A 25,125-nucleotide genomic window follows, 5' to 3' on the forward strand; every position below is an offset into this window, starting at 1 on the left:
GCCCCTCTCCCCTTGGCCGCTCCGCAGTGTGTCGTAAGGCGGTGCGACCGGTCTAGGCCTGCGGTGGGTGGTGCAGACCCAGGTTCTCGTAGATTTCCAGCGTCGCCGTGGAGTTGTTGAGCGTGATGAAGTGCAGTCCGGGCACTCCCTCGGCGAGCAGCCGAGCGCAGAACTCCGTGGCGAAGTCGATGCCAATGGAGCGTACAGCGGCCGGATCGTCTTTGGCTGTGAGGATCCGCTCTTTCAGCGCCGCCGGGAAGTGGGCGTTGCTGAGCTTGGGCAGCCTCTCCAGCATCTTCACACTCGTCACCGGCAGGACCTCGGGGATGACCGGGGTCTCGCAGCCGGCCGCCGCCACCCGGTCGCGCAGCCGCAGGTAGGAATCGGGCTCGAAGAACATCTGCGTGATGGCGTAGTCGGCGCCGGCCCGGCACTTGTCGACGAAGCGTGCGACGTCGGTGTCCCAGTCGCTGGAACGCGGGTGCATCTCGGGGAAGGCGGCGACGCCGACGCAGAAGTCACCCGACTCCTTGATCAGTCGGACGAGTTCGGCGGCGTAGGTGAGGCCCTGCGGGTGCGGCACCCACTCACCCATGGGGTCGCCGGGCGGGTCGCCGCGCACGGCGAGCATGTTGCGGATCCCGGCGTCGGCGTACTGGCCGATGATGTTGCGGAGTTCGGCGATGGAGTGGTCCACGGCCGTGAGGTGCGCGACCGGGGTGAGGGTGGTGTCGACGACGATCTGCTGCGTCTCCTTGACCGTGGTCGCCCGCGTGGTTCCACCGGCGCCGTAGGTGACGGAGACGAAGTCGGGGGCCGCGGCCTCGACCCGCCGGAGCGCGTTCCACAGGCTCCGCTCGCCCTGGGCGGTCTTCGGCGCGTAGAACTCGAACGAGTACGTCGTCTTGCCGGTGGCCAGGATGTCGCGCACGGTGCGGGCGCGGTCGGTCCTGGTGGATGCGGTTCCGAGGGCCATACCCGCAGGTTAGCCAGGGGAAGGGCCTCCCCCAACCGAAACTCGGAAATTTGCCCGAATTGTCGACTTGTTGTCCATCCCTTGGACAGGCGGGGGCGAGCCGGGGAGAGGGTGGCGGACGGCGGGGGAACGGGGCGGGAACGGGGAGGGACGGGACGGGGACGGGCGAGGAGGCCGGACGGGTGAACGGGCCGGCGTCCGGGCGTCCTGCTCAGACCGCGCGCAGCCGCTCGGCGAACTCCGCCGCCGCGGCCCCGGGATCGTCGGCCTCCGTGATCGCCCGGACGACCACGACGCGGCGGGCGCCCGCCTCCAGCACCTCGTCGAGGTTGCCGAGGTCGACGCCGCCGATCGCGAACCAGGGACGCCCGGTGCCCAGCGCCGCCGTGTGGCGGACCAGGCCGAGGCCGGGGGCCGGGCGACCGGGTTTGGTCGGGGTGGGCCAGCACGGGCCCGTGCAGAAGTAGTCGACGCCCTCCTGGACGGCCGCGGCCTCCGCCTCCGCCTCACTGTGCGTGGAGCGGCCGATCAGCACGCCGTCGCCGAGGAGGGCGCGGGCCGCGAGGACCGGCAGGTCGCCCTGGCCGAGGTGGAGCACCTGGGAGCCGGCGGCATGGGCGACGTCCGCCCGGTCGTTGACCGCGAGCAGCCTGCCGTGGCGGGCGCAGGCGTCGGCGAACACCTCGAGGTGCTCCAGCTCCTGCGCCGCCTCCATGCCCTTGTCGCGCAGCTGCACGATGTCGACGCCGCCCGCGAGGACCGCGTCCAGGAACTCCGGCAGGTCGCCCTGGCGCTCGCGGGCGTCCGTGCAGAGGTAGAGGCGGGCGTCGGCGAGCTGGGAGCGGGCCGTGTCGGACATGCGTGGGTCCCCCGGGGCGTGGTGGCGCCTCGGGCCTTTCCCGGGGCGGCGGTGTGCGGCCGCGGCGGACCACGGCCGCACACCTGGCGGTTCTGACGACGGATCCGCGCGGCGGATCTCCGAGCGGATCGGCGGATCCGTGGATCGGTGAACGGGCGGATCCGTGGATCGGCCGATCAGCGGATCCGGGGAGAGCGGCGGATCCGGGGAGCGGATCTCCGGCTCAGACGGCGAGCGCCTGGGCGCGGCGCTTCACCTCCGTGCCGCGATTCTCGCTCAGTGCCTGCGCCGGGGTCCCGGGCAGGGACGGGTCGGGCGTGAACAGCCACTCCAGCATCTCTTCGTCCGTGAAGCCGTCGTCCCGCAGCAGGGTCAGGGTCCCGGTCAGGCCCTTGGTCACCTTGTCCTCGTCGATGAAGGCGGCGGGGACGTGCAGCGCCCTGTTCTCACCACGGCGTACGGCGACGAGCTGGCCTTCCTTCACCAGCTGCCGCACACGCGTCACGTCGACATCGAGCATCTCCGCGATGTCGGGCAGGGTGAGCCAGGCGGGGACGAGAGCATCGATCTTTGCGTCAATCTCGGTCACCCCTCAAGACTGCCATCCCGGACCGACAGTCGGTACCCGAGGCTCCCCTGAGGGGGACGGGGCGCCGCCGGACGCCGCGGGAGTCCTCCGGACGGAGCACCGGTCGCGCCCCGCAAGGCCCCGGTCAGGCCGTCGCCGTCTTGAGCGGCCGCTGCGGGTCCACGACCAGCTCCGGGTCGACCGGCGTGCCCGACTCGATCAGCCGGCGGCCCTGCGCGAGGTCGCGCGGGCGGCCCACCGCCAGCAGGGCGACCAGGCGGTCGTCGCGCAGCCAGCAGACCGTCCAGGCCGGTCCGGCGGGGTCGCCGCGCCACAGGGTGGTGTCGGCGCCGCTGTGGTGCCCGACGTACTGGACGAAGCGGCCGAACTGCTCCGACCAGAAGTACGGGACCGGGTCGTAGACCGCGGGGGCCTCCCCGCCGGCGGTGCCGAGGATGTTCGCGGCGACCGTGCGCGGGCCCTGGAGGGCGTTGTCCCAGTGGTGGACCAGGAGGCGCTCGCCGTACCGCCCGGAGGGGAAGGACGCGCAGTCGCCGACCGCGTACACGTCGGGCAGGGAGGTGCGCAGGCCCGCGTCGGCCACGACCTCGCCGTGCGGCCCCAGCTCGATGCCCGAGCCGGTCAGCCAGGCGGTGGCGGGGCGGGCGCCGATGCCGACCACGACGGCATCGGCGGGCAGCCGGGTCCCGTCGTCGAGGAGGACCGCGCCGGGCTCGACGCGCCGCACGCGCGTGCCGGTGCGCAGTTCGGCGCCGCTGTCGGCGTACCAGGCGGTCATCGCGGCGGCGACGTCGGCGGGCAGGGCACCGGCCAGCGGCCGGTCGGCGGCCTCGACGACGGTGACCGCGCAGCCGGCCTCGCGTGCGGCGGTGGCGAACTCGGCGCCGATCCAGCCGGCACCGACGACGACGATGTCGTGACGGGCGGCGAGCACCGGCCGCAGCCGTTCGGCGTCGTCCAGGGTGCGCAGCAGGTGGACGCCGGGGACGCCCTCGGCGCCGGGCAGCCGGATCGGTTCGGCGCCGGTGGCGAGCACGAGGACGTCGTACGGGACGGGCCCGGACTCGGTGTCGAGTTCGTGGTCGGCGGGGCGCACGCCGAGGGCCTCGCTGCCGAGCCGGAGTTCGACGTCGAGGCTCTCGAAGTCGACGTCGAAGGCGGAGTGCTCGGCCTTGCCGAGCAGGACGGCCTTGGACAGCGGGGGCCGGTCGTAGGGCTGGTGGGGTTCGGCGCCGACGACGAGCACCGTGCCGTCGAAGCCCTGTTCGCGCAGGGCGACCGCGGTCTGCACCCCGGCCATCCCCGCGCCGACGACGACCACCCGTCGCGCCGCCCGCCCGTCTTCTTCCCGCGTCTGCTCGCTCACCCGATCACCTTAGACAGCTGACGTGCCGTCAGTCAGCCGTCCCGCTCGGTGATCTGCTCCACCACGCTGGTCCCGCTGCCGGCCCGCGACTCCCACTCCCAGGTCTCGTCGAGGCGCAGCCGCCCGTCGGGCAGCTCGACGACCGTGGACACGCAGTGCCCGGACGACGTCGTCCCGTCGTGCCGCAGCTGGACGTACCGGAAGTCCAGCCGGTCCCCCCGCCGGGTCCCCACGAGATGCCCGCGGACGACGTCGCCGCCCGCGTAGTCGGCCCAGACGACGCCGTCGCGTTCGCGGTACGTGAAGCGGGTGCGGGTGCCGACCTGACCGGGGGCCTGGTCGGCCACCGGGGCCAGGACCAGGCCGTCGAGCGAACGGGCCACGGAGGGAGGCTCCCTTACTGAGACGGAGGACGGGGGGCTAGGGTGGCCAACCTAGAGCACTCGCGGGAGCCCGGACGCACCGGGCTGAGAGGGAGGCTGGCGGCCTCCGACCGTACGAACCTGATCCGGGTCATGCCGGCGAAGGGAGGGGCTGGACGCCCATGTCCTCAGGCAATTCGGACGTCCTCGTCGTCGGGGGCGGCATCATCGGGCTGGTCACCGCGTGGCGGGCCGCGCAGCGCGGGTTCGCCACGGCGGTGCTGGATCCCGAGCCGGGCGGCGGGGCCGCGCAGGTGGCGGCCGGGATGCTGGCCGCCGTCTCGGAACTGCACTACGGCGAACAGACACTGCTCGGCCTGAACCTGGAATCGGCCCGCCGCTACCCGGACTTCGCGGCCGAGCTGACCGAACTGACCGGTCACGACCTCGGCTACCGCCGTTCCGGGACCCTCGCGGTCGCGCTGGACGCCGACGACCGCGCCCACCTGCGGGAACTCCACGCCCTGCAACGGCGGTCGGGGCTGGCCTCGGAGTGGCTGTCCGGGCGGGAGTGCCGGCGGCTGGAGCCCATGCTCGCGCCCGGGGTACGGGGCGGGCTGCGGGTGGACGGGGACCACCAGATCGATCCGCGGCGGCTGGTGGGGGCGCTGGTGGCCGCCTGTGAGCGGACGGGCGTGGCCGTCCACCGCGACTGGGCGGAGCGGCTGACGGTGTCGGCCGGGCGCGCCGCGGGAGTGCGCACGCGCGCGGGCACGACGCTCGCGGCGCGGCAGGTGGTGCTCGCGGCGGGCAGCCTCAGCGGGCGGCTCGCGGGCGTCCCGGCGAAGGTGCTGCCGCCGGTGCGGCCGGTGAAGGGGCAGGTGCTGCGGCTGACCGTGCCGCGGCGGTACGCGCCGTTCCTGACCCGGACGGTCCGGGCCGTGGTGCGCGGCAGCCAGGTCTACCTGGTGCCGCGCGAGAACGGCGAGCTGGTCGTCGGGGCGACGAGCGAGGAGCTGGGCTGGGACACGACGGTGACGGCGGGCGGCGTGTACGAGCTGCTGCGGGACGCCCACGAGCTGGTTCCCGGGATCACCGAGCTGCCGCTCACCGAGACCCGCGCGGGGCTGCGTCCCGGCTCGCCGGACAACGCGCCGCTGCTCGGGCCGACCGGACTGGACGGTCTGCTGCTGGCGACCGGGCACTACCGCAACGGCGTACTGCTGGCACCGGTCACCGGGGACGCGCTGGCGCACGCGCTGGCCACCGGCGAACTCCCCGACGAGGCCCGTCCCTTCACCCCCCGGCGCTTCCACGCCGCCGCCCACTCGGAGCAGACCGCATGAAGATCTCGGTGAACGGTGAGCGGCGCGAGGTCGCTCCCGGCACGGCCCTCGACAGCGTCGTACGGTCCCTGACGCCGGCGTCCTCCGGGGTGGCCGCCGCCCTCAACGAGACCGTCGTCCCCCGCGCGCGGTGGTCCGCCACCGCCCTCTCCGACGGAGACCGCGTGGAAGTCCTCACCGCCGTCCAGGGAGGCTGAGCCATGGCCGACGATCCCTTCGTCCTCGGCGGTACGGCGTACTCGTCCCGCCTGATCATGGGGACGGGCGGCGCGCCCAGCCTGGAGGTGCTGGAGCGGGCGCTGGCCGCGTCCGGCACCGAGCTGACCACCGTCGCGATGCGGCGGGTGGACCCCTCGGTGCACGGGTCCGTGCTGTCGGTCCTGGAACGGCTCGGCATCCGGGTGCTGCCGAACACGGCGGGGTGCTTCACGGCCGGGGAGGCGGTCCTGACGGCACGGCTGGCACGGGAGGCGCTGGGGACCGACCTGGTCAAGCTGGAGGTCGTCGCCGACGAGCGGACGCTGCTCCCCGATCCGGTCGAGCTGCTGGACGCGGCGGAGACGCTGGTCGACGACGGGTTCACGGTGCTGCCGTACACGAACGACGATCCGGTGCTGGCGCGGAAGCTGGAGGACGTCGGGTGTGCGGCGGTGATGCCGCTGGGCTCGCCGATCGGGTCCGGGCTGGGCATCCGCAACCCCCACAACTTCCAGCTGATCGTCGAGCACGCGCGCGTGCCGGTGATCCTGGACGCGGGCGCCGGTACGGCGTCGGACGTGGCGCTGGCGATGGAGCTGGGGTGCGCGGGGGTGATGCTGGCGTCGGCGGTGACGCGGGCGCAGGAGCCGGTGCTGATGGCCCGGGCGATGCGGGGGGCCGTGGAGGCGGGGAGGCTGGCCCGGCTCGCGGGCCGCATTCCCCGCCGTCACTTCGCGCAGGCGTCGTCGCCGGGGGAGGGCCGCGCCGCCCTCGACCCGGAACGGCCGGCCTTCTGACGGCGCCTCCCACCCGCCTGCCCGCACCGCGCCCGGGAGGGCCGGGCGCCGCCGGCGGTCGTGCCGCTCGTCACAGGTCCGCTTCAGTCCCGCTGCGATACCGGTGTGAGCGGTGAGGGGTGCCGGTGCGGGCTCGTAGACTCGCCTGCGTGGACACGACCCTTCAGGACCCTCTGGTCGGGCAGGTGCTCGACGGGCGTTATCGCGTGGACGCGCGGATCGCGGTCGGCGGGATGGCCACGGTCTACCGGGCCGTGGACACCCGCCTGGACCGCGTCCTCGCGCTCAAGGTGATGCACCCGGCCCTCGCGGCCGACGCCTCCTTCGTCGAGCGCTTCATCCGCGAGGCCAAGTCCGTGGCCCGGCTGGCGCACCCGAACGTCGTCCAGGTGTTCGACCAGGGGACCGACGGGTCGTACGTCTACCTCGCGATGGAGTACGTCGCCGGCTGCACCCTGCGGGACGTGCTGCGCGAGCGCGGCGCCCTCCAGCCGCGGGCCGCGCTGGACATCCTGGAGCCGGTTCTCGCCGCGCTCGGGGCCGCGCACCGCGCCGGGTTCGTGCACCGGGACATGAAGCCGGAGAACGTGCTGATAGGGGACGACGGCCGGGTCAAGGTCGCCGACTTCGGCCTGGTCAGGTCCGTGGACACCGTGACCAGCACCACCGGAGCCGTCCTCGGCACCGTCGCCTACCTCGCGCCCGAGCAGATGGAGCAGGGCACCACCGACGCCCGCGTGGACGTCTACGCCTGCGGGGTCGTGCTCTACGAGATGCTGACCGGCGACAAGCCGCACGACGGCGACACCCCCGCCGTGGTGCTCTACAAGCACCTCCACGAGGACGTGCCGCCGCCCTCCGCCGCCGTCCCCGGTATGGCGTTCGCGCTGGACGAGCTGGTGGCCTCGGCCACCGCCCGCACCCCCGACGTCCGTCCGGCGGACGCGGTGGCCCTGCTCGCGCAGGTCCGCGAGGCGCGGGCCGCGCTCGACGAGGCCCAGCTGGACGCGCTGCCGCCGCAGGCCCTGTCGGCGGACCGCGACATCGCCGAGGACCGCACCAGCGTGATCCCGCGCTCGCTCACGGTCCCGCGCCCCCTGCCCGTCGACGAGGACGAGCAGGGCGGCGACGGGGACCCGATGAACCGGACGTCCCGGTTCGCGGCGGAGCCCCCGCCGCCCCGGCGCCGCTCCGGGCGGCCCCGCCGCCAGCTGGTCGCGGTCGTCGCCGCCGTCCTGCTGGTGCTCGGCGTCGGCGCGGGCGTCTGGTACATCAACTCGGGCCAGTTCACCAAGGTCCCGGCGGTCCTCACCCAGACCGAGGCGCAGGCCAGGGAGCGGCTGGAGGCGGCCGGGCTGGACGTCGGCGAGGTGAAGCACGCCTACAGCGACACGGTCAAGCGCGGCACCGTCGTCAGCACGGACCCGGAGCCGGGCGCCCGCATCCGCGCCAACGACTCGGTGACCCTCACCGTCTCCGACGGCCCCGAGACGGTGAAGGTGCCGGACGTGAAGGGCTCGCGGCTGGACAAGGCCAGGGAACTGCTGAAGACGGACGGACTGGAGCCCGGCCTAGTCACCGAGGCGTTCAGCGAGGACGTCCTCAAGGGCTTCGTGATCAGCAGCAGCCCGCAGGCCGGCACCGAGCGGCGGGCGGGCTCGGCGGTCTCCCTCGTCGTCAGCAAGGGCAGCCCGATCGAGGTCCCGGACGTCACCGGCCAGGACCTGGACGACGCGCGGGCCGAACTGGAGGAGGCCGGCCTGGAGGTGAAGGTCTCCACCGAGGAGGTCACCTCCGAGTTCGACAAGGGCCAGGTCGCCGCCCAGTCGCCGGGCGCGGACGAGGAGGTCGCCGACGGCGACACGGTGACGCTGACCCTGTCCAAGGGCCCGGAGATGGTCGAGGTCCCGGACGTGGTCGGCGCGAGCGTCGACGACGCCAAGGCCGAGCTGGAGAAGGCCGGCTTCGAGGTGGACGAGGACCGCGGCCTGCTGGGCCTGTTCGGCGACACGGTCAAGAGCCAGTCCGTGGACGGGGGCGAGACGGCCCCCAAGGGATCGACGATCACGATCACCATCCGGTGAGGTGCCGCCCGACCGCCTCCAGTGACGGTGCCGCCCGACCGCACTCCGGTGACCGGGAGGCCCGTCCCGCGCGACGGGAGCGAGCGCCCTCCGCTGACCGGGGGGCGCCGGGGGCATGACACCCTGAACGGGTGAGTTCCGCGTCCCCCTTCCCCTCCCGCAATCCCGTCGGCGGCCATGTCCCGGTGGCCGGCGGTCTGCACTCCGTGGGCATGTCCTACGCCCATGACCTCGAGGCCGAGACGGTCCAGGTCTTCGTCGCCAACCCGCGCGGCTGGGCCACCCCGGCGGGCAACCCGGCGCAGGACGAGGCGTTCCGGGAGGCCTGCGCGGCGGGGTCGATCCCGGCGTACGTGCACGCTCCGTACCTGATCAACTTCGGCTCGCACACCGAGGCGACGGCCCAGCGGTCGGTGGAGTCCCTGCGGCACTCGCTGCGCCGGGCGCGGGCGATCGGCGCGCTGGGCGTGGTCGTGCACACGGGGAGCGCGACGGGCGGGCGGGACCGGGGGGTGGCCCTGAAGCAGGTCCGGGAGTACCTGCTGCCCCTGCTGGACGAGCTGACCCACGACGACGACCCGTTCCTGCTGCTGGAGTCGACGGCCGGGCAGGGCGCCTCGCTCTGCTCGCGGACCTGGGACTTCGGGCCGTACTTCGAGGCGCTCGACGCCCATCCGAGGCTCGGCGTCTGTCTGGACACCTGCCACGTCTTCGCGGCCGGGCACGACCTGACCGGTCCGGCGGGCATGCACCAGACCCTCGACCTGCTGGTGGACACGGTCGGCGAGGGCCGGCTGAAGCTGGTCCACGCCAATGACTCCAAGGACGTGGTGGGCGCCCACAAGGACCGGCACGAGAACATCGGCGCGGGTCACATCGGCGAGGATCCGTTCCGCGCGCTGATGACGCACCCGGCGACCGCGGGCGTACCGCTCGTGATCGAGACGCCCGGCGGCAGGGAGGGGCACGCGGCGGACGTGGAGCGGCTGAAGAAACTCCGGGACGGCTGATCCGCCCTCCCGAAGCGGTGACCGGACGCCCCGGGGACGCCGGGGACGCCGGGGACGCCGGGGACGCCGGGGCTCAGAGTTCGGGGCCGTCCCCGGGCTCCTCCTGGTAGGAGTAGCGCTGTTCCTTCCAGGGGTCGCCGATGTTGTGGTAGCCGCGTTCCTCCCAGAAGCCGCGGCGGTCGGCGGTCATGTACTCGACACCGCGGACCCACTTGGGGCCCTTCCAGGCGTAGAGGTGGGGCACGACCAGGCGCACCGGGAAGCCGTGCTCGGCGGTGAGCAGTTCGCCGTCCTTGTGGGTGGCGAAGAGGGTGTGCTCGGCGGCGAAGTCCGACAGCCGCAGGTTGGAGCTGAAGCCGTACTCCGCCCACACCATGACGTGGGTGACGTCGGCGGCGGGCGGCACGGCCTCCAGGATGGTCCGGGCCGGGACGCCGCCCCATTCGGCGCCGAGCATGCTGAACTTCGTCACGCAGTGCAGATCGGCCACCACGGTGGCGTACGGAAGGGCAGTGAACTCCTCGTGGGTCCAGCAGCGCTTGTCACCGTCGGCGGTGCCGCCGAAGACCCTGAACTCCCAGCGCTCGGGCCGGAACTTGGGCACCGGACCGTAGTGGGTGACAGGCCAGCCCCGCTGAAGTCGCTGCCCCGGCGGAAGCTCGGACGCTGCTGCTTCTCCTGGTTCTCGCTCCACCGGATGACCCATGACTCCATCCTGACAGACCACGGCCGGTGCGAATGACCAGGCATGACCAGAATCGGACAAGCGACACCAAACATGGGCCAATTTGGTAAGTGCGCACTTACTGGACGATCTTACGCGCCGGTGACATCATGCGGCGGCAACCTCCCGAATCCCCGTGCGGAAGGAGCCTCTGCGATGCAGGGCGACCCCGAGGTCCTCGAGTTCCTCAACGAGCAGCTCACCGGCGAGCTGACCGCGATCAACCAGTACTTCCTGCACGCGAAGATGCAGGAGAACCTCGGCTGGACGAAGCTCGCGAAATACACGCGGCACGAGTCGTTCGACGAGATGAAGCACGCGGAGCTCCTGACCGACCGGATCCTGCTCCTGGACGGCCTGCCGAACTACCAGCGGCTGTTCCACGTGCGGGTGGGCCAGACGGTCAAGGAGATGTTCGAGGCCGACCGGCAGGTCGAGGTGGAGGCGATCGACCGCCTCAAGCGCGGGATCAAGGTGATGCGCGAGAAGGGCGACATCACGTCCGCGAACCTCTTCGAGGCGATCCTCGAGGACGAGGAACACCACATCGACTACCTCGACACCCAGCTGGACCTGGTGGAGAAGCTCGGCGAGGCGCTGTACATCGCGCAGCTGATCGAGCAGCCGGAGAGCTGAGACGCGGCGGGAGGGCCGGGACCCGGCGGACGACCCCAGGGGGAACCGGCGAGAACCGGGAGGGCCGGGAAGGCCCGGCGGGAACCCTCAGGCGCTCAGGCGGCTTCGTCGAGTGCGGCGAGGACCGGCCGGCCCTCGCCGGCCAGGTCACGGCGCGGGGCGGCGCCCCGGCCGAGGATCGCCTGGATGCGGCGGACGCAGGAGCCGCAGTCCGTGCCCGCCTTGCAGGCGGAGGCGATCTGGCGAGGCGTACAGGCGCCGCCGTCCGCGTGCTGCTGGACCTGCGCTTCCGTCACTCCGAAGCAGCTGCAGACGTACACGCGGACACCTCCCGCCGAGATCGATTAGGTTTACCTAACCTTACCCGGCGCCCAGAGGCCGCAAAAGGGAGATGGGGCGCGGATCGTATGTGATCCGCGCCCCACTTCGGGTTCCGCGACGCGCGAACCGGTCGCCGGTCCGCCACGTCACCGGCCGCTACTGGTCCCGGTACATCTCCGCGACCAGGAACGCCAGGTCGAGCGACTGGCTGCGGTTGAGCCGCGGGTCGCAGGCGGTCTCGTAGCGCTGGTGGAGGTCGTCGACGAAGATCTCGTCGCCGCCGCCCACGCACTCGGTCACGTCGTCGCCGGTCAGCTCGACGTGGATGCCGCCGGGGTGGGTGCCGAGGGCCTTGTGGACCTCGAAGAAGCCCTTGACCTCGTCGAGCACGTCGTCGAAGCGGCGGGTCTTGTGGCCGGAGGCCGCCTCGAAGGTGTTGCCGTGCATCGGGTCGGTCACCCAGGCGACGGTCGCGCCCGAGGCGGTGACCTTCTCGACCAGCTCCGGCAGCTTGTCGCGGACCTTGTCGGCGCCCATGCGGACGATGAAGGTCAGCCGGCCCGGCTCCCGGTCGGGGTCGAGGCGCTCGATGTACTGGAGCGCCTCCTCGGCCGTCGTCGTCGGACCGAGCTTGATGCCGATGGGGTTGCGGATCTTCGAGGCGAACTCGATGTGCGCGTGGTCCAGCTGGCGGGTGCGCTCGCCGATCCACACCATGTGCGCGGAGACGTCGTACAGGCGGCCGGTACGGGAGTCGACGCGGGTGAGGGCCGACTCGTAGTCGAGGAGCAGCGCCTCGTGGGAGGCGTAGAACTCGACCGTCTTGAACTCCTCCGGGTCCGCCCCGCAGGCGTGCATGAAGTGGAGCGCCTGGTCGATCTCGCGGGCGAGCTGCTCGTAACGCTGGCCGGAGGGGGACGACTTCACGAAGTCCTGGTTCCAGGCGTGGACCTGGCGCAGGTCGGCGTAGCCGCCGGTGGTGAAGGCGCGCACCAGGTTCAGCGTCGAGGCGGACGCGTGGTACATCCGCTTCAGGCGCTCGGGGTCCGGGACGCGGGCGGCCTCGTTGAAGTCGAAGCCGTTGACCGAGTCACCGCGGTACGTCGGCAGGGTCACGCCGTCGCGGGTCTCGGTGTTCTTGGAACGCGGCTTGGAGTACTGGCCCGCGATCCGGCCCACCTTCACCACCGGCACCGAGGCCGCGTACGTGAGGACGGCGCCCATCTGCAGGAGCGTCTTGAGCTTGTTGCGGATGTGGTCGGCCGACACCGCGTCGAAGGCCTCGGCGCAGTCGCCGCCCTGGAGGAGGAACGCCTCTCCCTTGGCGACAGCCGCCATCCGGGCGCGCAGCTGGTCGCACTCGCCCGCGAAGACGAGCGGCGGATACGACTCGAGGTCCGCGATCACTGCGCGCAGAGCCTCGGTGTCGGGGTACTCGGGCTGCTGCGCCGCGGGCAGGTCTCGCCAGGTGTTGCCAGCGCTCGCGCTGGTCTTAGCGTTCACGGTCACGCATCCCACATTACGGGGTCGTGTCGAGTGATTTTCGTGCGGCTCGACAGGTGAGACGCCCCGGCGCTCAGGTGCGCGTGGGGTAGGGTGCGTCGCATGTTCGCGCTTTCGACCCAGAACTGGTGGTGGACCGCTCATCCGGCGGCCCACTGACTGCGCGTACGCAAGACTTCGCGAAGGCCGCCCGCAGGGGCGGCCTTCGGTGTTTCCGGGCCCGGCCGTCCCTGTCGACTCTCCCACCGAGAAGGACACGGACCCATGCATCTGCTCGACCTCCTGGCCGACCCCCGCCCGTTCGCCCTGCTGCGCCGCCGGGCGCCGGGCCGGGCCACCGAGGACGGCGCCACCGTGGAGCTGCTCGTCGGCCCGGTCGCCGTCCGTGAGCGGCTCGCCGACCTGCCCGACGAGGGCCTCGCGCTGGTGCCGTTCCGTCAGATCCGCGAGCGCGGCTTCGACGTCCGCGACGACGGCACGCCGCTGTCCGTCCTGATCCCCGAGGAGCGGTACGAGATCCCGCTCGCCGAGGCGCTGGAGCAGCTCCCCGCGCACGAGGTGCGCGTCGAGGGCGGCGGCTTCGACGTCGGCGACGAGGAGTACGCGGAGATCGTCGGACGGGTGCTGCGCGAGGAGATCGGGCGGGGCGAGGGGGCGAACTTCGTCATCCGGCGGACGTACGAGGGCGCGGTCCCGGGATTCGGGAGGGCCGACGCGCTCGCGCTGTTCCGGCGGCTGCTGGAGGGCGAGCGGGGCGCGTACTGGACGTTCGTCGTGCACACCGGGGACCGGACGCTGGTGGGGGCCAGCCCTGAGGTGCACGTGCGGATGTCGGGCGGCACGGTCGTGATGAACCCGATCAGCGGGACGTACCGCTATCCCGACGGGGGGCCGACACCCGAGCACCTGCTGGACTTCCTCGCCGACGGCAAGGAGATCGAGGAGCTGTCGATGGTCGTCGACGAGGAACTGAAGATGATGTGCACCGTCGGCGACATGGGCGGGGTGGTGGTCGGACCGCGGCTGAAGGAGATGGCCCATCTCGCGCACACCGAGTACGAGCTGCGCGGGAAGTCCTCGATGGACGTGCGCGAGGTGCTGCGGGAGACGATGTTCGCGGCGACCGTCACGGGTTCGCCGGTGCAGAACGCCTGCCGGGTCATCGAGCGGCACGAGGTCGGCGGGCGCGGCTACTACGGGGCCGCGCTGGCGCTGATCGGGCGGGACTCCGGCGGGGCCCAGACCCTCGACTCCCCCATCCTCATCCGCACCGCCGACATCGACGCGGCCGGCCGGCTGCGGGTGCCGGTCGGGGCGACGCTGGTGCGCGGTTCGGACCCGGCGGGCGAGGTCGCGGAGACGCACGCCAAGGCGGCGGGCGTGCTGACGGCCCTCGGTGTCCGGCCGGGAAGGCCGCGGACCGAGCGGGCGCGGCCCCGGCTGGCCGACGATCCGCGGGTGCGGGCGGCGTTGGACGGCCGCCGGGCCTCGCTGGCGCCGTTCTGGCTGCGGATGCGGGAGCGGTCCCGGGAACTGACCGGGCACGCCCTGGTGGTCGACTGCGAGGACACCTTCACGGCGATGCTCGCGCACGTCCTGCGCTCGTCCGGACTGGAGGTCACCGTCCGGCGTCACGACGAACCGGGGCTGCGGGCGGCGGTGCTCGCGCACGAGGGTCCCGTGGTGCTGGGCCCGGGTCCGGGTGATCCGTCCGACCTGGCCGACCCCCGGATGCGGTTCCTGCGGGAGCTGACCGCGCGGGTCGTCGGGGAGCACCGGCACGGGGTGCTGGGCGTGTGCCTCGGGCACGAACTGATCGCGGCGGAGCTGGGGCTGGACATCGTGCGGAAGGAGGTGCCGTACCAGGGGGCGCAGACGCGGGTGGAGCTGTTCGGGCGGGAGGAGACCGTCGGGTTCTACAACAGCTTCGTGGCGCGGTGCGACGACGACGCCCGGCAGGAGCTGAGCGCGCACGGGGTGGAGGTGAGCCGGACCGCGGACGGGGAGGTGCACGCGCTGCGCGGGCCCGGGTTCGCCGGCGTGCAGTTCCACCCGGAGTCGGTGCTGACGCTGGACGGGGCGGCGATCGTACGGGAGCTGATGGCTCGGCTGCGGAACACCGGCAGCCGGCCCGAGCGGCGGCCGGCGCTCTAGGGCGTGTCTGACAATTCCCGTCGGGCGCGCGACGCCTGGCACGGCACCTCGCCGCGTTGTCGGATCACCCGAGTACATCCAGTACACGGGCGATCCTCCGCCTTGCGATGCACCGCACCAGACGCCGCGCACTGATCCGACGCGAATTGTCAGACACGCCCTAGGACTGTCCGGCGCGCTCCCGCCGGCGGCGGTCCCGGTGCCGACGGCGGCGGGGACCCGGCGGTGCCGCGACCGGCGCCGCCGGGTGCTTCCGGTGTCCCGGCGGCGGGGTCACTCGTCGTCGAGGCCGCGCTCTATCGCGTACCGCACCAGCTCCACGCGGTTGTGCAGCTGGAGCTTGCCGAGGGTGTTCTGCACGTGGTTCTGGACCGTGCGGTGCGAGATGACGAGGCGTTCGGCGATCTGCTTGTAGCTCAGGCCCTTGGCGACCAGGCGCAGCACCTCGGTCTCGCGGTCGGTGAGCCGGGGCGCGTCCGGTTCGTCGGCGCCGGGTGCCGGGCCGGGGTCGGAGGCCAGCCGCCGGTACTCGCCGAGCACCAGTCCGGCCAGGCCCGGCGTGAACACCGGGTCGCCGACGGCGGTGCGGCGCACCGCGTCCAGCAGTTCCTCCGTGGACGCCGACTTCAGCAGGTAGCCGGTCGCGCCGGACTTCACCGCTTCCAGTACGTCGGCGTGCTCGCCGCTCGCGGACAGCACCAGGACGCGCAGCGCCGGGTCGGCGGCGACGACCTCCTTGCAGACCTGGACGCCCGGTTTGGCGGGCAGGTTGAGGTCCAGCACGAGGACGTCGGGCGAGGCGGCCCTGGCACGGCGCACGGCCTGCTCGCCGTCGCCGGCGGTGGCGACCACGTCGAAGCCGGACTCGGCGAGGTCGCGGGCGACGGCCTCGCGCCACATGGGGTGGTCGTCGACCACCATCACCTTGATCGGGTCCTGTCCGCTGCTCATCGTGTGCCTGCCTTCCCCCGCTTGACGTGCTGTTTCGGTACCGTCAGTTCGACCTCGGTGCCCTGTCCCGGCGTCGAGACCAGCTCGGCCCCGCCGCCCAGGTCGCGCAGCCGGCCCCGGATCGACTGGGCGACCCCGAGCCGTCCCTCGCCCTCGGCCTGCGCCAGCCGGCCCTCCGCGATGCCCGGCCCGTCGTCCCGTACGGTCACGATCACCGCGTCGGGCTCGTCCTCGACCAGGATCCAGGCCCGCGCCCGCTCCCCCGCGTGCTTGCGCACGTTGTCCAGCGCGGCTCCGACCGCCGCGGCCAGCTCCCGGGCGGCGGCCGGGGCCAGCAGGACCGGGGCGCCGGGCTCGGCGAGGCTGACCCGGGCCGCGGCGAAGGGGGCGAGCAGCGCGCGCAGATCGACCGGACCGGCCTCGTCGTCGCCGTCGCCGTCGTCTTCGTCCACCGCGACGACGACGGCTCCCTCGGCGGCGTCCCGCGACACCCGGGAGACCGGGACGAGACCGCCGGAGACCAGGGTGCGCAGGGCGACCTCCTGCTCGCCGGCCATCCGGCCCAGCTCGGCCGCCTCGCCGCCGATGACCGCGCCGCGCCGCTGCACCATGGCGAGCACCTGGAGCACGCTGTCGTGGATGTCGCGGGCGAGCCGCTCCCGCTCGCGGGTCGCGGCCTCGATCTCCAGGGCGCGGGCGAGGGTGCGCTCGGAGGCGCGGGCGACCTCGACGACGTAACCGATGGCGATGGAGGCGACCCAGACGAGGATGACGTTGTGGACGGTGTCGTGGGCCGGTCGGCCGCGCTCGATCAGGTTGGCGACGGCCACCGGTGTGGAGGCGAACACCGCCCAGCGCCAGCCGCCCTTGATGGCGAACGCCAGGACCGAGCCGGCCGTCCATATCGAGGGCAGGGTGGGACCGTTGTCCTGGATGTACCGGTCGTCGACGACCAGCGGGGTCAGGAGGATGCCGACGAGCGCGACGAGGAGGTCGGCGGTGAGGAAGCGCTTGGTGCACGCCGTCGCGTTCTGCACGCGGGGCAGGGTGGCGAGCGTCCAGCCGCACAGGACGGTGAAGTAGGCGACGGCGATGCCGGGCCGGTCGTAGCCGTCGTGGTCGGCGGCGAACAGGCCGACCGCGTACAGCATGGTCAGCACCCGGTAGGCGGTGAGCGCGCGCCACAGCGGCAGCTCGACCGACATCCTCATGACTCTCTCGCGCTTGGGCACTTCCCCCACCCCCGTGAGCCCGGACCGACGTCGCCGGGGTCCTCCCCCGGACCGGGCGCGGCCCCTTGGTCCAACCTGATCCGGACGAAAGGCCCTAGGGCTCGTCCCGCTCGTCCCGCTCGTCCCGCTCGGACTTCTCCTTCTTCGCCTGTTCCCTCTCGGCCTGCGCGAGGGCGGCCTTCGCGGCCTTCTCCGCTTCCCTGTCGGCCTTCGCCGCCTCCGCGATCTGCCGCTTGGCGGCCGTCGCGTAGATGTCGACGTACTCCTGGCCGGAGAGCTTCATGATCTCGTACATGACCTCGTCGGTCACCGCCCGGAGCACGAAACGGTCGTGTTCCATGCCGTGGTAGCGGCTGAAGTCCAGCGGCCTGCCGATGCGGATGCCGGGCCGCATGATCTTCGGCATCACCTGACCGGGCGGCTGGATCTTCTCCGTGTCGATCATCGCGACCGGGATCACCGGAGCGCCGGTGGCGAGCGCCACGCGCGCGAGGCCGCCCGGTTTGCCGCGGTAGAGCCGGCCGTCGGGTGAGCGGGTGCCCTCCGGGTAGATCCCGAACAGCTCACCGCGCTCCAGCACGCCTATCCCGCTCCTGATCGCCGCCTCGCCCGCGCCGCGGGCGCCGGAGCGGTCCACGGGGAGCTGCCCGACGCCCTTGAAGAAGGCCGCCGTCAGCCGGCCCTTCACGCCGGGCGTGGTGAAGTACTCGGCCTTCGCGATGAACGTGACCTTGCGGTCGAGGACCGCGGGGAGGAAGAACGAGTCGGAGAAGGAGAGGTGATTGCTCGCCAGGATCGCGGGGCCCTCGGCGGGCACGTTCTCCAGGCCCTCCACCCAGGGCCTGAAGATCATCTTCAGCGGCCCCCCGACGGAAACCTTCATCGCGCCGTACAACAACCGAGTGCCTCCTGTAAGTGTCGCTCAGACCTTAACCCGGAGTGGCGGCCCGAGGCTTCGACGACCCTGGTCGGTGTCGGTGCGGTCGCGTACGGTGAACCTCACGTCCGTCCGTCGCGGAAGTCCGTCGCGGAAGGCCCGTCGAGAAGCGCCACCGAAGGCTCCACCGAGAAACCCCAGCGAGAAGCCCCCATCGAGAACGACGAAGACAGGAGACCGAAGGTGCCGGTCCTTCCTGGAGCCGAGCCGTACCGCCGCGAGGGCGGGGAGGTAGGGATCCTCCTCTGTCACGGCTTCACCGGTTCCCCGCAGTCGCTGCGTCCCTGGGCGCGGCATCTGGCCGGGCACGGCCTGACCGTCTCGGTACCCCTGCTGCCGGGCCACGGCACGCGCTGGGAGGACATGGCGCTCACCGGCTGGCCCGACTGGTACGCGGAGGTGGACCGCGAGCTGCGCGTCCTGCGGGAGCGGTGCGCGCGGGTGTTCGTGGCCGGGCTCTCGATGGGCGGCGCCCTGGCGCTGCGGCTCGCCGCCCGGCACGGCGACGCGGTCGAGGGCGTCGTGGTCGTCAACCCGGCGAACCGGGTGCACGGTCTGTCCGCCCGCGCGCTCCCGGTGGCGCGTCACCTCGTGCGCACGACGAGGGGGGTCGCCGGCGACATCGCGAAGGAGGGGGCGGTGGAGATCGGGTACGACCGGGTGCCGCTGCACGCGGCGCACTCGCTGCGGGCCTTTCTCCGGATGGTCGACGGCGAGCTGCCGCAGGTCACCCAGCCGCTGCTGCTCCTGCGCAGTGTGCGGGACCATGTGGTGCCGGCCGCCGACTCCGCCCGGATCCTGAGCCGGGTGTCGTCGACGGACGTGACCGAGGTCCTGCTGGAACAGAGCTACCACGTGGCGACGTTGGACCACGACGCGGACCGGATCTTCGAGGAGACTCTCGCGTTCATCGGCCGGCTCGCACCCAGTGTCGGCAAGGAAGGGACGACAGCAGGTGGCTGAGCACGACTCCGACCGCGAGGACCGTGAGGACCGCGAGGACGGCCGCGACCACGAGCCGGAGCAGAGTGTGCCCTTCGACGAGGAGGCCGCGTGGGCGGCGATCGTCGCGGGGTACGGCGACGAGCCGGTGGACCCGCCGGGCGCCAAGCCGTTCAAGTCGGTCGAGGACCTGGCGCTCCTGGAAGCGCAGACCAACGACGAGGGTCCGGCGGGCGGCGCTCCCTCGGGCGCGGGCCCCCTGGAGGAGCCCGCCGAGGAGAAGAAGCCGGCCGGACCGCTGGGCAGCTCGGTCTCCTTCGCCCCCGGTGTCGGACCGCGCGACCACTCGCCGGCCGAGCCCGCCGCGGCGGACCCCGACGGGGAGGACGAGGGGCACTTCGTGCCGCCCGAGCCGCCGCCGCTGCCCGAGGCCGACACCACGGCGAAGTTCGCCTGGCTCGGGGTGATCGGCGGTCCGGTCCTGCTGCTGCTGGCGATCCTGCTCGGCTGGGAGATGACCTGGTGGCTGACGACGATCTGCATCGGCGGCTTCCTGGGCGGCTTCGCCACGCTGGTGATGCGGATGCGCCCGGACGACGAGGACGACGGGGATCCGGGGCGGGGCGCGGTCGTCTGAGGACCGCGCACCCGCGCGTCGCCGCTCCGGTCCCGGCACCCCGGGGGCGCCGGGACCGGCCGGTGCGCCGTGGCCGGCCCCGGCGCGGACGCCCCTGACGCGCGCACGGCGCGGCCCCGGCCCGCGTCCGGCGGTCGGTTCAGACGGCGGGCACCCGCAGGGCGGCCAGGACCGGCAGGTGGTCCGTGGCCGCCCTCAGGTCCGCGTCCGTGACGCCCGGGAGACCGAGCGGGACTCCGCAGCCCAGCACCTCCACGCCCTTCGTCGCGAGGAGGGCGTCGATGCGGCGGTCCGGACGGTCGGGCGGGAAGGTGTTCTCGCCGCCCCAGGGGGCCGTCGTACGGCAGTCCTGGAGTGCGGCGGTCAGGCGGGTGAAGGCGCGTCCGCCGGGGCGCTCGTTGAGGTCGCCGCCCGCGACGGCGTGCTCCACGCCCAGTCCGGCGAGCCGGTCGAGGAGCATCCCGGCCTGCTCGTACCGCTCGGCCCCGTGCAGGCCGAGGTGACAGCTGAGGACACCGAGGCGGGTGCCCGCGAACCGGACCACGGCGGTGGCGAAGCCCCGTCGGTGGTGTCCGGGGGTGAGGGGCAGGAGCACGTCCTCGGTGCGTTCGACGCTCGCCCGCAGCGAGCAGAGGACGGCGGGGCCCGCGGCCGTGCCGCCGCCGGTGAGGACGACCTGCCCGGAGGCGGCCGCGAGCCGGGCCAGCTTCTTGCGCCAGCGGAAGAACCGCGGGGCCTCCTGGACCAGGACCAGGTCGGGGGCGCAGGCGGTGATGACCCGGGCGAGGGCCGCGGTGTCGTCGCGCATCGAGCGGATGTTGTAGCCGAGGACGCGGATCACGGCGGAGCCGTCCGGTTCGGTACGGGATTCCGGGAGCGGCGGGGGCGTCACCATGCCGTCACGATACGGGCTGATCGCCCGGCGGGGGCGGGGATCCCGGGCGGCCGCAGGCGTGGTTCCCCGCGCCCCCGAAGGGGTGCGGGGAACCGTCGTGCGTCAGACAGCCGCCCTCACATGATCGGGTCGGGCTCGCGGGCCAGGTCGGCCGCGCCCACCAGCCCCGCCTTGTTGCCCAGCCGGGCCGCGATCACGTCCGCCACCGGGCGCCAGTTGCCGCCGACCAGCCACCGCTTGTAGGACTTGCGGATCGGGTCGAGGACCAGGTCGCCCTCGTCCGAGAGGCCGCCGCCGACGATGAAGGCGGACGGGTCGAACAGGGAGGCCAGGTCGGCGAGGCCGGCGCCGGCCCAGCGGGCCAGCTCGCGGTAGGAGTCCACGGCGACCGGGTCGCCCTGGCGGGCGGCCATGGAGATGTGCTTGCCCTCGATGCCGTCGGGGGTGCCGTCGCCGAGCGCGAGCAGGACCTCGGCTCGCTCCGGGGTGGCGTTGGCGCGCTGCTTGGCGTACCGCACGAGGGCGCGGCCGGAGGCGTACTGCTCCCAGCAGCCCTGCGAGCCGCAGCCGCACAGCAGCCCGTCCGGGACCATGCGGATGTGGCCGAACTCGGCGGCCACGCCGAAGTGGCCGCGGCGCAGCTTGTTGCCGATGATGATGCCGCCGCCGAGGCCGGTGCCGAGCGTGATGCAGATGACGTTGCGGTGGCCCTTGCCCGCGCCGAACTTGTACTCGCCCCAGGCCGCGGCGTTGGCGTCGTTCTCCACGACGACCGGCAGGCCGACGCGGGCCTCGACCTTCTCCTTGAGCGGCTCGTTGCGCCAGTCGATGTTGGGCGCGAAGTAGACCGTGGAGCGCTGGCGGTTGACGTAACCGGCGGCACCGATGCCCACGCCGACGATCTCGTGCCCGGCGCGGGCGCCCTCCACCGCGGAGGCGATGGCGTCCACGATGCCCTCGGGCGTACCCGGGGTCGGCACCTTGAAGGTCGAGAGGATGTTGCCTTCCTCGTCGACCACGCCGGCCGCGATCTTCGTGCCGCCGATGTCGACGCCGATGGTGAGTCCCATGAATCCCTCAGTTTCGGTCGAGCCCCGCTACGGCCAACCGTACCCGAGGGGGCGGCGCCACTACCGCGCGAGCGCCGCCCGGGTGCGGGGCAGGACCGTCAGTCGAGATCGATGCGCTGGCCGGGGCCGGTGCCCCCGTCGTCGTCGCGGGGGTGGGCCGGGTCCTCGCGCGGATCGGCGGTGCGGGCCGTCCAGCGGCGTTCCTGCTGCTGGACGGCGGAGCGGTAGGCGGCGAGCAGTTCGCCGCCCGCGGCGGCCAGGTGGTCGAAGACGTCCGGGTTGCGCTCGATGACCGGTTCGACGGCCGCCCTGGCCTGCTGGACGACCTGGCGGACCACCTGCTGGGCGGCGGGTCCGGCGACCGCGCCGAGCAGCGGGGACTGGAGGCCGGAGAGCTTGTCGGCGACCGTGTCGACGAGTCTGCGCAGTTCCTCGGCGGCCGATCCCTGGGGCGCGCCCTGTTCCGCCCGGCGGCGGGCCTTCTCCGCCGCCATGTCCTCGGCGCAGGCGGTCGCCCAGGCGTCGGCGTCGGTGGCGCGAGGTGCCTCGTCGGGGGTCCGGTGCCCACCGGTGTCCGACGGGGGGATCTCTTCGCTCATGACGGGCTCCTGACTACGGTTCGTCCCTCCGACGTTACCCGAACGGCGGAACGTCCCTCACCGGGTCCGCGGCCACAGCGCGGGATCCGGCGCGAACCGCACGCGCAGCTCGCCGTCGCGCAGGGCGGCGCCCGCCACGGTGCAGCGGCGCAGGGCGGAGGGCAGTGGGACGATCCGGCGGAACGGGCCGGCGGTGACGAGGAGTTCGTCGCCGCGGCGGACGAGGTCCAGCCCGTCGCGTACGGCGCCGGGCAGCGGGAGGTGCCACACCAGGACGCCGTCCGCGCCGATCCGGTCCTCGACGGGCCACTCGACCGGGGAGGCCGCCGGGTTGACGCCGGGCACGGCCAGGGCGGTCAGGTCGTCGTCCCCGCGGGGGTCGCGGCCGAGGTGCGCGACGGTCCGTGCGCCGGTCCACTCCCCCAGGGTCTTCTGCTGCTGGGCGTGGAGCCCGGCGAGCACGCCGTCGCCGGCGTCGTCGGGCAGGACGCGGTTGGCGAGGAGCGACTCGACGGGCAGGCCGCGCAGGGCCAGGCCGAGGCGGGCGTCGCGGACGGCGTCGGCGCCGGCCGGCCCCGGCTCGGCCACCAGCCGTACGGAGGTCCCGGGGTCGGCGAGGACGGCCTGCACGGCGGCCAGTTCCAGGTCCCAGCGGGCGGTCGTCTCGTACAGCCACTCGGCGGGCATGGGGACGCCGGCCAGGCGGCCGAGGACGGGGCGCAGGGCGCGGGCGGCCTGCCGCTCCGGGGGGAGCAGGCGGCGCAGGTAGCGCCGCAGTTCCTCCGGGAGGGCGAGCAGGGCGAGGGCCTGCGGGGCGGGCGGCAGGTCGACGACGAGGAGGTCGTGGGTCTCGGCGAGGGCGGCGTCGCGCAGGGCGCGCAGCAGGGTCAGTTCCTCCGCGCCGGGCAGCGGGGTGACCTCCTCGGGGTCGAGCCGGGAGGCGCCGAGCAGGTCCAGGACGGTGGAGGCGCGGTCCTGGAAGGAGGTGAGGTCGTCCCGGAAGCCGGCGGTGGCGTCGGGACGCCAGGCGGTGAGGTGCGGGCCCGCCTGCACCGGCACCGCGCCCGTGGCCGTGCCGAGTGCCGCGCCCAGGGTGTCGGTGCGGTCGGCACTGAGCACGAGGGTCCTCACGCCCGCGCGGGCCGCCCCGAGTGCGGTGGCCGCGGCGACGGTCGTACGGCCGCTGCCGCCGGGGCCGGTGATCAGGAGGGTGCGCATGAGGGTGAACGGTAACGGAAGTCGGGGTGGTGCCCCGGTGGCCGACGGCGGGACGCAGGCCTGGGGCGGCGGCCCCGCGGCAGCCCCCACCGACGCCGGATGACCGGCTACCGGCTACCGGCTACCGGCTACCGGCCCGACTCGACCCGCTTCTTGAGGCCCGCCAGCGCCCGGTCGATGATGACCTTCTCCGCCTTGCGCTTGATCATGCCCAGCATGGGGATCTTGACGTCGACCGTCAGCTGGTAGGTGACCTCGGTCGCCCCCGCCCCGGCGGCCCGCAGGAGGTACGAGCCGTCCAGGGAGCGCAGCATCTGGGACTTGACCAGCGTCCAGGAGACCTCGTGCTCGCCGGTCCAGGTGTAGGCCAGCGTCTGGTCGTCCTTGATCGCGCCCGCGTCCATGACCAGCCGCACCCGCTCGGCGCGTCCCGCCGCGTCGGTCGCCAGGACCTCCGCCTCCTTGACCTCGCCGGTCCAGTCCGGGTAGCGGGCGAAGTCGGCGATGACCGCCATGACGTCGGCCGGTGCCGCCTCGATCGTGATGCTCGAGCTGGTGTATTCCGCCATCGCGGTGGCTCCTCCAGATGCGGGCCGGTAGGGAGGGATCCCCCGTGCGCGAGCGTGCGCACGTGTGTGCAGCGTGAAGGCTACCGCGCGCCCGACCAGCCGCCTTCACCCCGTGGGGCACGGCGGCCCGTGCCGCGCCGCGTACCGGCGTTCACCACTGCAGCGCCCACGGCTTCCCGGTCCCCGCGAAGTGCCCGACGTTGACGCACTCGGTCGCCCCGATCCGCATCCGCCGGACCAGCGGCTGGTGGACGTGGCCGAAGAGGGAGTAGCGGGGCCGGGTGCGGCGGATGGCGTCCAGCAGGGCGCGGCTGCCGCGTTCGAAGCGGCGCGCGACGGTGTCGTAGACGAGTTCCGGCACCTCGGGCGGGATGTGCGTGCACAGGACGTCGACCTCGCCGACGGCCTCGATCTTCGCGGCGTACTCCTCGTCGCTGATCTCGTAGGGGGTGCGCATCGGGGTGCGCAGGCCGCCGCCCACGAAACCGAAGGTCCAGCCGCCGATCTCGACGCGCTCGCCGTCGAGCACGGTGGTGCCGGGACCGGCGTACTCCGGCCACAGTGCCGGCATGTCGACATTGCCGTAGGTGGCGTACGTCGGCGTCGGGAAGGCAGCGAACATCTCGGCGTACTGCCCCCGCACCGCCCGCTCGATCACCGCGGCCCGGTCCTCGCCGACCCCGCTCCACAGCCGGGCTCCCAGCTCGCGGGCCTCGGCGAAGCGGCGGGCCGTGCGCAGCTCGACGATGCGGTGGGCGTTCTCCACGCCGAACAGGTCGGGGAAGATGCCGCGGGAGTGGTCGGCGTAGTCGAGGAAGAGGACGAGGTCGCCCAGGCAGATCAGCGCGTCCGCGCCCTCGCCGGCCAGGGACAGGTCGCGGGCGTTGCCGTGCACGTCGCTGACCACGTGGATACGCGTGCCGGAGTTCCCGGAGGGTGTGGAGGCCATGTCGATCAAGGGTAGGCCCGTGCGGCATACGTGAACAGTGCCGGTGAAACCTGCCGTTACTGGCCGGTCGGTTTTCCGGTGGACTACCGTACGGACTGCACCATCCATCTGTGTGACGCAGCGAACATCTCGCCGGGACCCCCTGTCGAAGAAGCCATACCGGCGGGTAACGTCCGGGCAGTCCAGTCGTGCTCAGCATTT

27 protein-coding genes and 1 riboswitch are annotated in these 25,125 nt (G+C 73.2%); of the genes, 10 read left to right on the top strand and 17 right to left on the bottom strand.

All coding sequences use genetic code 11. From position 1 onward, the window contains the following. Positions 1-52: 52 nt before the first annotated feature. The 5 genes from metF to ACH4N1_RS00265 form a co-directional block, all read right to left on the bottom strand. Positions 53-976 (bottom strand): methylenetetrahydrofolate reductase [NAD(P)H], encoded by a 924-nt coding sequence (gene metF, locus ACH4N1_RS00245; protein WP_382783277.1) that lies wholly within the window; start codon positions 974-976, stop codon positions 53-55. A gap of 211 nt (positions 977-1,187) precedes the next feature. Continuing rightward, positions 1,188-1,835 carry a thiamine phosphate synthase gene (gene thiE, locus ACH4N1_RS00250; protein WP_398093374.1) on the bottom strand — a complete coding sequence of 216 codons (648 nt, stop codon included), beginning with the start codon at positions 1,833-1,835 and terminating at the stop codon, positions 1,188-1,190. 223 nt (positions 1,836-2,058) lie between these two features. Continuing rightward, entirely contained in the window at positions 2,059-2,424 is a 366-nt protein-coding gene (locus ACH4N1_RS00255; protein ID WP_398093376.1) for an Rv2175c family DNA-binding protein, read from the bottom strand. A 124-nt stretch (positions 2,425-2,548) separates the two neighbouring features. After that, positions 2,549-3,790, bottom strand: coding sequence for an NAD(P)/FAD-dependent oxidoreductase (locus ACH4N1_RS00260; protein WP_398093378.1), 1,242 nt, complete (start codon positions 3,788-3,790; stop codon positions 2,549-2,551). Between the two features lie 32 nt (positions 3,791-3,822). Continuing rightward, a complete protein-coding gene (locus ACH4N1_RS00265; RefSeq protein WP_398093379.1) occupies positions 3,823-4,173 on the bottom strand; it encodes a hypothetical protein in 351 nt (116 codons plus the stop codon). Between the two features lie 52 nt (positions 4,174-4,225). Then, positions 4,226-4,337, top strand: a riboswitch (TPP riboswitch). On the opposite strand from ACH4N1_RS00265, the gene thiO reads away from it, so the two are divergent. The 5 genes from thiO to ACH4N1_RS00290 all read left to right on the top strand — a co-directional run bounded on the left by thiO (position 4,335) and on the right by ACH4N1_RS00290 (position 9,587). Then, positions 4,335-5,498 (top strand): glycine oxidase ThiO, encoded by a 1,164-nt coding sequence (gene thiO, locus ACH4N1_RS00270; RefSeq protein ID WP_398093380.1) that lies wholly within the window; start codon positions 4,335-4,337, stop codon positions 5,496-5,498. Its footprint overlaps the riboswitch before it by 3 nt. Continuing rightward, positions 5,495-5,695: a sulfur carrier protein ThiS gene (gene thiS / locus ACH4N1_RS00275; RefSeq protein WP_382787300.1), complete on the top strand. Its 201-nt coding sequence runs from the start codon at positions 5,495-5,497 to the stop codon at positions 5,693-5,695. Before thiO ends, thiS begins: the two co-directional genes overlap by 4 nt. A 3-nt stretch (positions 5,696-5,698) precedes the next feature. After that, a complete protein-coding gene (locus tag ACH4N1_RS00280) occupies positions 5,699-6,493 on the top strand; it encodes a thiazole synthase (protein ID WP_398093382.1) in 795 nt (264 codons plus the stop codon). Positions 6,494-6,642: 149 nt separating this feature from the next. Then, positions 6,643-8,577 carry a Stk1 family PASTA domain-containing Ser/Thr kinase gene (gene pknB, locus ACH4N1_RS00285; protein ID WP_398093384.1) on the top strand — a complete coding sequence of 645 codons (1,935 nt, stop codon included), beginning with the start codon at positions 6,643-6,645 and terminating at the stop codon, positions 8,575-8,577. 131 nt (positions 8,578-8,708) lie between these two features. Continuing rightward, positions 8,709-9,587 carry a deoxyribonuclease IV gene (locus ACH4N1_RS00290; protein WP_398093385.1) on the top strand — a complete coding sequence of 293 codons (879 nt, stop codon included), beginning with the start codon at positions 8,709-8,711 and terminating at the stop codon, positions 9,585-9,587. Between the two features lie 73 nt (positions 9,588-9,660). Here the strand turns inward: ACH4N1_RS00290 and ACH4N1_RS00295 are convergent, their stop codons facing one another. Next, a complete protein-coding gene (locus ACH4N1_RS00295) occupies positions 9,661-10,293 on the bottom strand; it encodes a sulfite oxidase-like oxidoreductase (protein ID WP_363087197.1) in 633 nt (210 codons plus the stop codon). A 174-nt stretch (positions 10,294-10,467) separates the two neighbouring features. On the opposite strand from ACH4N1_RS00295, the gene bfr reads away from it, so the two are divergent. Then, the gene (bfr, locus tag ACH4N1_RS00300; RefSeq protein ID WP_398093387.1) at positions 10,468-10,947 is read left to right on the top strand and encodes a bacterioferritin; all 480 of its coding nucleotides are present in this window, start codon (positions 10,468-10,470) and stop codon (positions 10,945-10,947) included. A 95-nt stretch (positions 10,948-11,042) separates the two neighbouring features. On the opposite strand, the gene ACH4N1_RS00305 is transcribed toward bfr, so the two are convergent. Both ACH4N1_RS00305 and ACH4N1_RS00310 read right to left on the bottom strand, forming a co-directional pair. Further along, positions 11,043-11,267, bottom strand: coding sequence for a bacterioferritin-associated ferredoxin (locus tag ACH4N1_RS00305; RefSeq protein ID WP_398093389.1), 225 nt, complete (start codon positions 11,265-11,267; stop codon positions 11,043-11,045). Positions 11,268-11,424: 157 nt separating this feature from the next. Beyond that, positions 11,425-12,777 carry a class II 3-deoxy-7-phosphoheptulonate synthase gene (locus tag ACH4N1_RS00310; RefSeq protein WP_398093390.1) on the bottom strand — a complete coding sequence of 451 codons (1,353 nt, stop codon included), beginning with the start codon at positions 12,775-12,777 and terminating at the stop codon, positions 11,425-11,427. A 96-nt stretch (positions 12,778-12,873) separates the two neighbouring features. On the opposite strand from ACH4N1_RS00310, the gene ACH4N1_RS00315 reads away from it, so the two are divergent. Then, the gene (locus ACH4N1_RS00315; protein WP_078912442.1) at positions 12,874-12,930 is read left to right on the top strand and encodes a trp operon leader peptide; all 57 of its coding nucleotides are present in this window, start codon (positions 12,874-12,876) and stop codon (positions 12,928-12,930) included. Between the two features lie 105 nt (positions 12,931-13,035). Continuing rightward, entirely contained in the window at positions 13,036-14,925 is a 1,890-nt protein-coding gene (locus ACH4N1_RS00320; protein WP_398093392.1) for an anthranilate synthase family protein, read from the top strand. 273 nt (positions 14,926-15,198) lie between these two features. Here ACH4N1_RS00320 and ACH4N1_RS00325 read toward each other — a convergent pair whose 3' ends face one another. The 3 genes from ACH4N1_RS00325 to ACH4N1_RS00335 all read right to left on the bottom strand — a co-directional run bounded on the left by ACH4N1_RS00325 (position 15,199) and on the right by ACH4N1_RS00335 (position 17,991). Beyond that, positions 15,199-15,876, bottom strand: coding sequence for a response regulator transcription factor (locus tag ACH4N1_RS00325; protein ID WP_366062735.1), 678 nt, complete (start codon positions 15,874-15,876; stop codon positions 15,199-15,201). Further along, complete coding sequence (gene macS / locus ACH4N1_RS00330) at positions 15,873-17,108, bottom strand: MacS family sensor histidine kinase (RefSeq protein WP_398093394.1); 1,236 nt, start codon at positions 17,106-17,108, stop codon at positions 15,873-15,875. The genes ACH4N1_RS00325 and macS overlap by 4 nt, the downstream gene beginning before the upstream one ends. Before the next feature lie 94 nt (positions 17,109-17,202). Continuing rightward, positions 17,203-17,991 carry a lysophospholipid acyltransferase family protein gene (locus ACH4N1_RS00335; RefSeq protein WP_398093395.1) on the bottom strand — a complete coding sequence of 263 codons (789 nt, stop codon included), beginning with the start codon at positions 17,989-17,991 and terminating at the stop codon, positions 17,203-17,205. 237 nt (positions 17,992-18,228) lie between these two features. On the opposite strand from ACH4N1_RS00335, the gene ACH4N1_RS00340 reads away from it, so the two are divergent. Beyond that, the gene (locus tag ACH4N1_RS00340; RefSeq protein WP_398093396.1) at positions 18,229-19,008 is read left to right on the top strand and encodes an alpha/beta hydrolase; all 780 of its coding nucleotides are present in this window, start codon (positions 18,229-18,231) and stop codon (positions 19,006-19,008) included. Next, complete coding sequence (locus tag ACH4N1_RS00345; RefSeq protein ID WP_398093398.1) at positions 19,001-19,624, top strand: hypothetical protein; 624 nt, start codon at positions 19,001-19,003, stop codon at positions 19,622-19,624. Before ACH4N1_RS00340 ends, ACH4N1_RS00345 begins: the two co-directional genes overlap by 8 nt. 139 nt (positions 19,625-19,763) lie before the next feature. Here the strand turns inward: ACH4N1_RS00345 and ACH4N1_RS00350 are convergent, their stop codons facing one another. The 6 genes from ACH4N1_RS00350 to ACH4N1_RS00375 form a co-directional block, all read right to left on the bottom strand. Next, a complete protein-coding gene (locus ACH4N1_RS00350; RefSeq protein WP_398093400.1) occupies positions 19,764-20,519 on the bottom strand; it encodes an endonuclease/exonuclease/phosphatase family protein in 756 nt (251 codons plus the stop codon). Between the two features lie 116 nt (positions 20,520-20,635). Next, the gene (locus ACH4N1_RS00355; RefSeq protein WP_398093401.1) at positions 20,636-21,589 is read right to left on the bottom strand and encodes an ROK family glucokinase; all 954 of its coding nucleotides are present in this window, start codon (positions 21,587-21,589) and stop codon (positions 20,636-20,638) included. A 98-nt stretch (positions 21,590-21,687) separates the two neighbouring features. Continuing rightward, on the bottom strand, positions 21,688-22,188 hold the full coding sequence (locus ACH4N1_RS00360) for a DUF5304 domain-containing protein (protein ID WP_398093402.1): 501 nt from the start codon (positions 22,186-22,188) through the stop codon (positions 21,688-21,690). A 57-nt stretch (positions 22,189-22,245) separates the two neighbouring features. Beyond that, a complete protein-coding gene (locus ACH4N1_RS00365; protein WP_398093403.1) occupies positions 22,246-23,406 on the bottom strand; it encodes an ArsA family ATPase in 1,161 nt (386 codons plus the stop codon). A gap of 128 nt (positions 23,407-23,534) precedes the next feature. Further along, positions 23,535-23,975 carry an SRPBCC family protein gene (locus ACH4N1_RS00370; protein ID WP_382788598.1) on the bottom strand — a complete coding sequence of 147 codons (441 nt, stop codon included), beginning with the start codon at positions 23,973-23,975 and terminating at the stop codon, positions 23,535-23,537. Positions 23,976-24,126: 151 nt separating this feature from the next. Further along, the gene (locus tag ACH4N1_RS00375) at positions 24,127-24,924 is read right to left on the bottom strand and encodes a metallophosphoesterase (RefSeq protein WP_398093406.1); all 798 of its coding nucleotides are present in this window, start codon (positions 24,922-24,924) and stop codon (positions 24,127-24,129) included. Positions 24,925-25,125: the final 201 nt, after the last annotated feature.

The organism is Streptomyces sp. NPDC017202, from assembly GCF_044331705.1.
In the GTDB taxonomy this organism is placed as follows: domain Bacteria; phylum Actinomycetota; class Actinomycetes; order Streptomycetales; family Streptomycetaceae; genus Streptomyces.

What these genes read in the sequence shown, in the direction of transcription:
- metF (WP_382783277.1), bottom strand. Translation starts at nt 976, where the DNA reads ATGGCCCTCGGAACCGCATCCACCAGGACCGACCGCGCCCGCACCGTG.
- thiE (WP_398093374.1), bottom strand. Translation starts at nt 1,835, where the DNA reads ATGTCCGACACGGCCCGCTCCCAGCTCGCCGACGCCCGCCTCTACCTC.
- thiO (WP_398093380.1), top strand. Translation starts at nt 4,335, where the DNA reads ATGTCCTCAGGCAATTCGGACGTCCTCGTCGTCGGGGGCGGCATCATC.
- thiS (WP_382787300.1), top strand. Translation starts at nt 5,495, where the DNA reads ATGAAGATCTCGGTGAACGGTGAGCGGCGCGAGGTCGCTCCCGGCACG.
- ACH4N1_RS00280 (WP_398093382.1), top strand. Translation starts at nt 5,699, where the DNA reads ATGGCCGACGATCCCTTCGTCCTCGGCGGTACGGCGTACTCGTCCCGC.
- ACH4N1_RS00295 (WP_363087197.1), bottom strand. Translation starts at nt 10,293, where the DNA reads ATGGGTCATCCGGTGGAGCGAGAACCAGGAGAAGCAGCAGCGTCCGAG.
- bfr (WP_398093387.1), top strand. Translation starts at nt 10,468, where the DNA reads ATGCAGGGCGACCCCGAGGTCCTCGAGTTCCTCAACGAGCAGCTCACC.
- ACH4N1_RS00320 (WP_398093392.1), top strand. Translation starts at nt 13,036, where the DNA reads ATGCATCTGCTCGACCTCCTGGCCGACCCCCGCCCGTTCGCCCTGCTG.
- ACH4N1_RS00325 (WP_366062735.1), bottom strand. Translation starts at nt 15,876, where the DNA reads ATGAGCAGCGGACAGGACCCGATCAAGGTGATGGTGGTCGACGACCAC.
- ACH4N1_RS00335 (WP_398093395.1), bottom strand. Translation starts at nt 17,991, where the DNA reads ATGAAGGTTTCCGTCGGGGGGCCGCTGAAGATGATCTTCAGGCCCTGG.
- ACH4N1_RS00350 (WP_398093400.1), bottom strand. Translation starts at nt 20,519, where the DNA reads ATGGTGACGCCCCCGCCGCTCCCGGAATCCCGTACCGAACCGGACGGC.
- ACH4N1_RS00355 (WP_398093401.1), bottom strand. Translation starts at nt 21,589, where the DNA reads ATGGGACTCACCATCGGCGTCGACATCGGCGGCACGAAGATCGCGGCC.
- ACH4N1_RS00360 (WP_398093402.1), bottom strand. Translation starts at nt 22,188, where the DNA reads ATGAGCGAAGAGATCCCCCCGTCGGACACCGGTGGGCACCGGACCCCC.
- ACH4N1_RS00365 (WP_398093403.1), bottom strand. Translation starts at nt 23,406, where the DNA reads ATGCGCACCCTCCTGATCACCGGCCCCGGCGGCAGCGGCCGTACGACC.
- ACH4N1_RS00370 (WP_382788598.1), bottom strand. Translation starts at nt 23,975, where the DNA reads ATGGCGGAATACACCAGCTCGAGCATCACGATCGAGGCGGCACCGGCC.
- ACH4N1_RS00375 (WP_398093406.1), bottom strand. Translation starts at nt 24,924, where the DNA reads ATGGCCTCCACACCCTCCGGGAACTCCGGCACGCGTATCCACGTGGTC.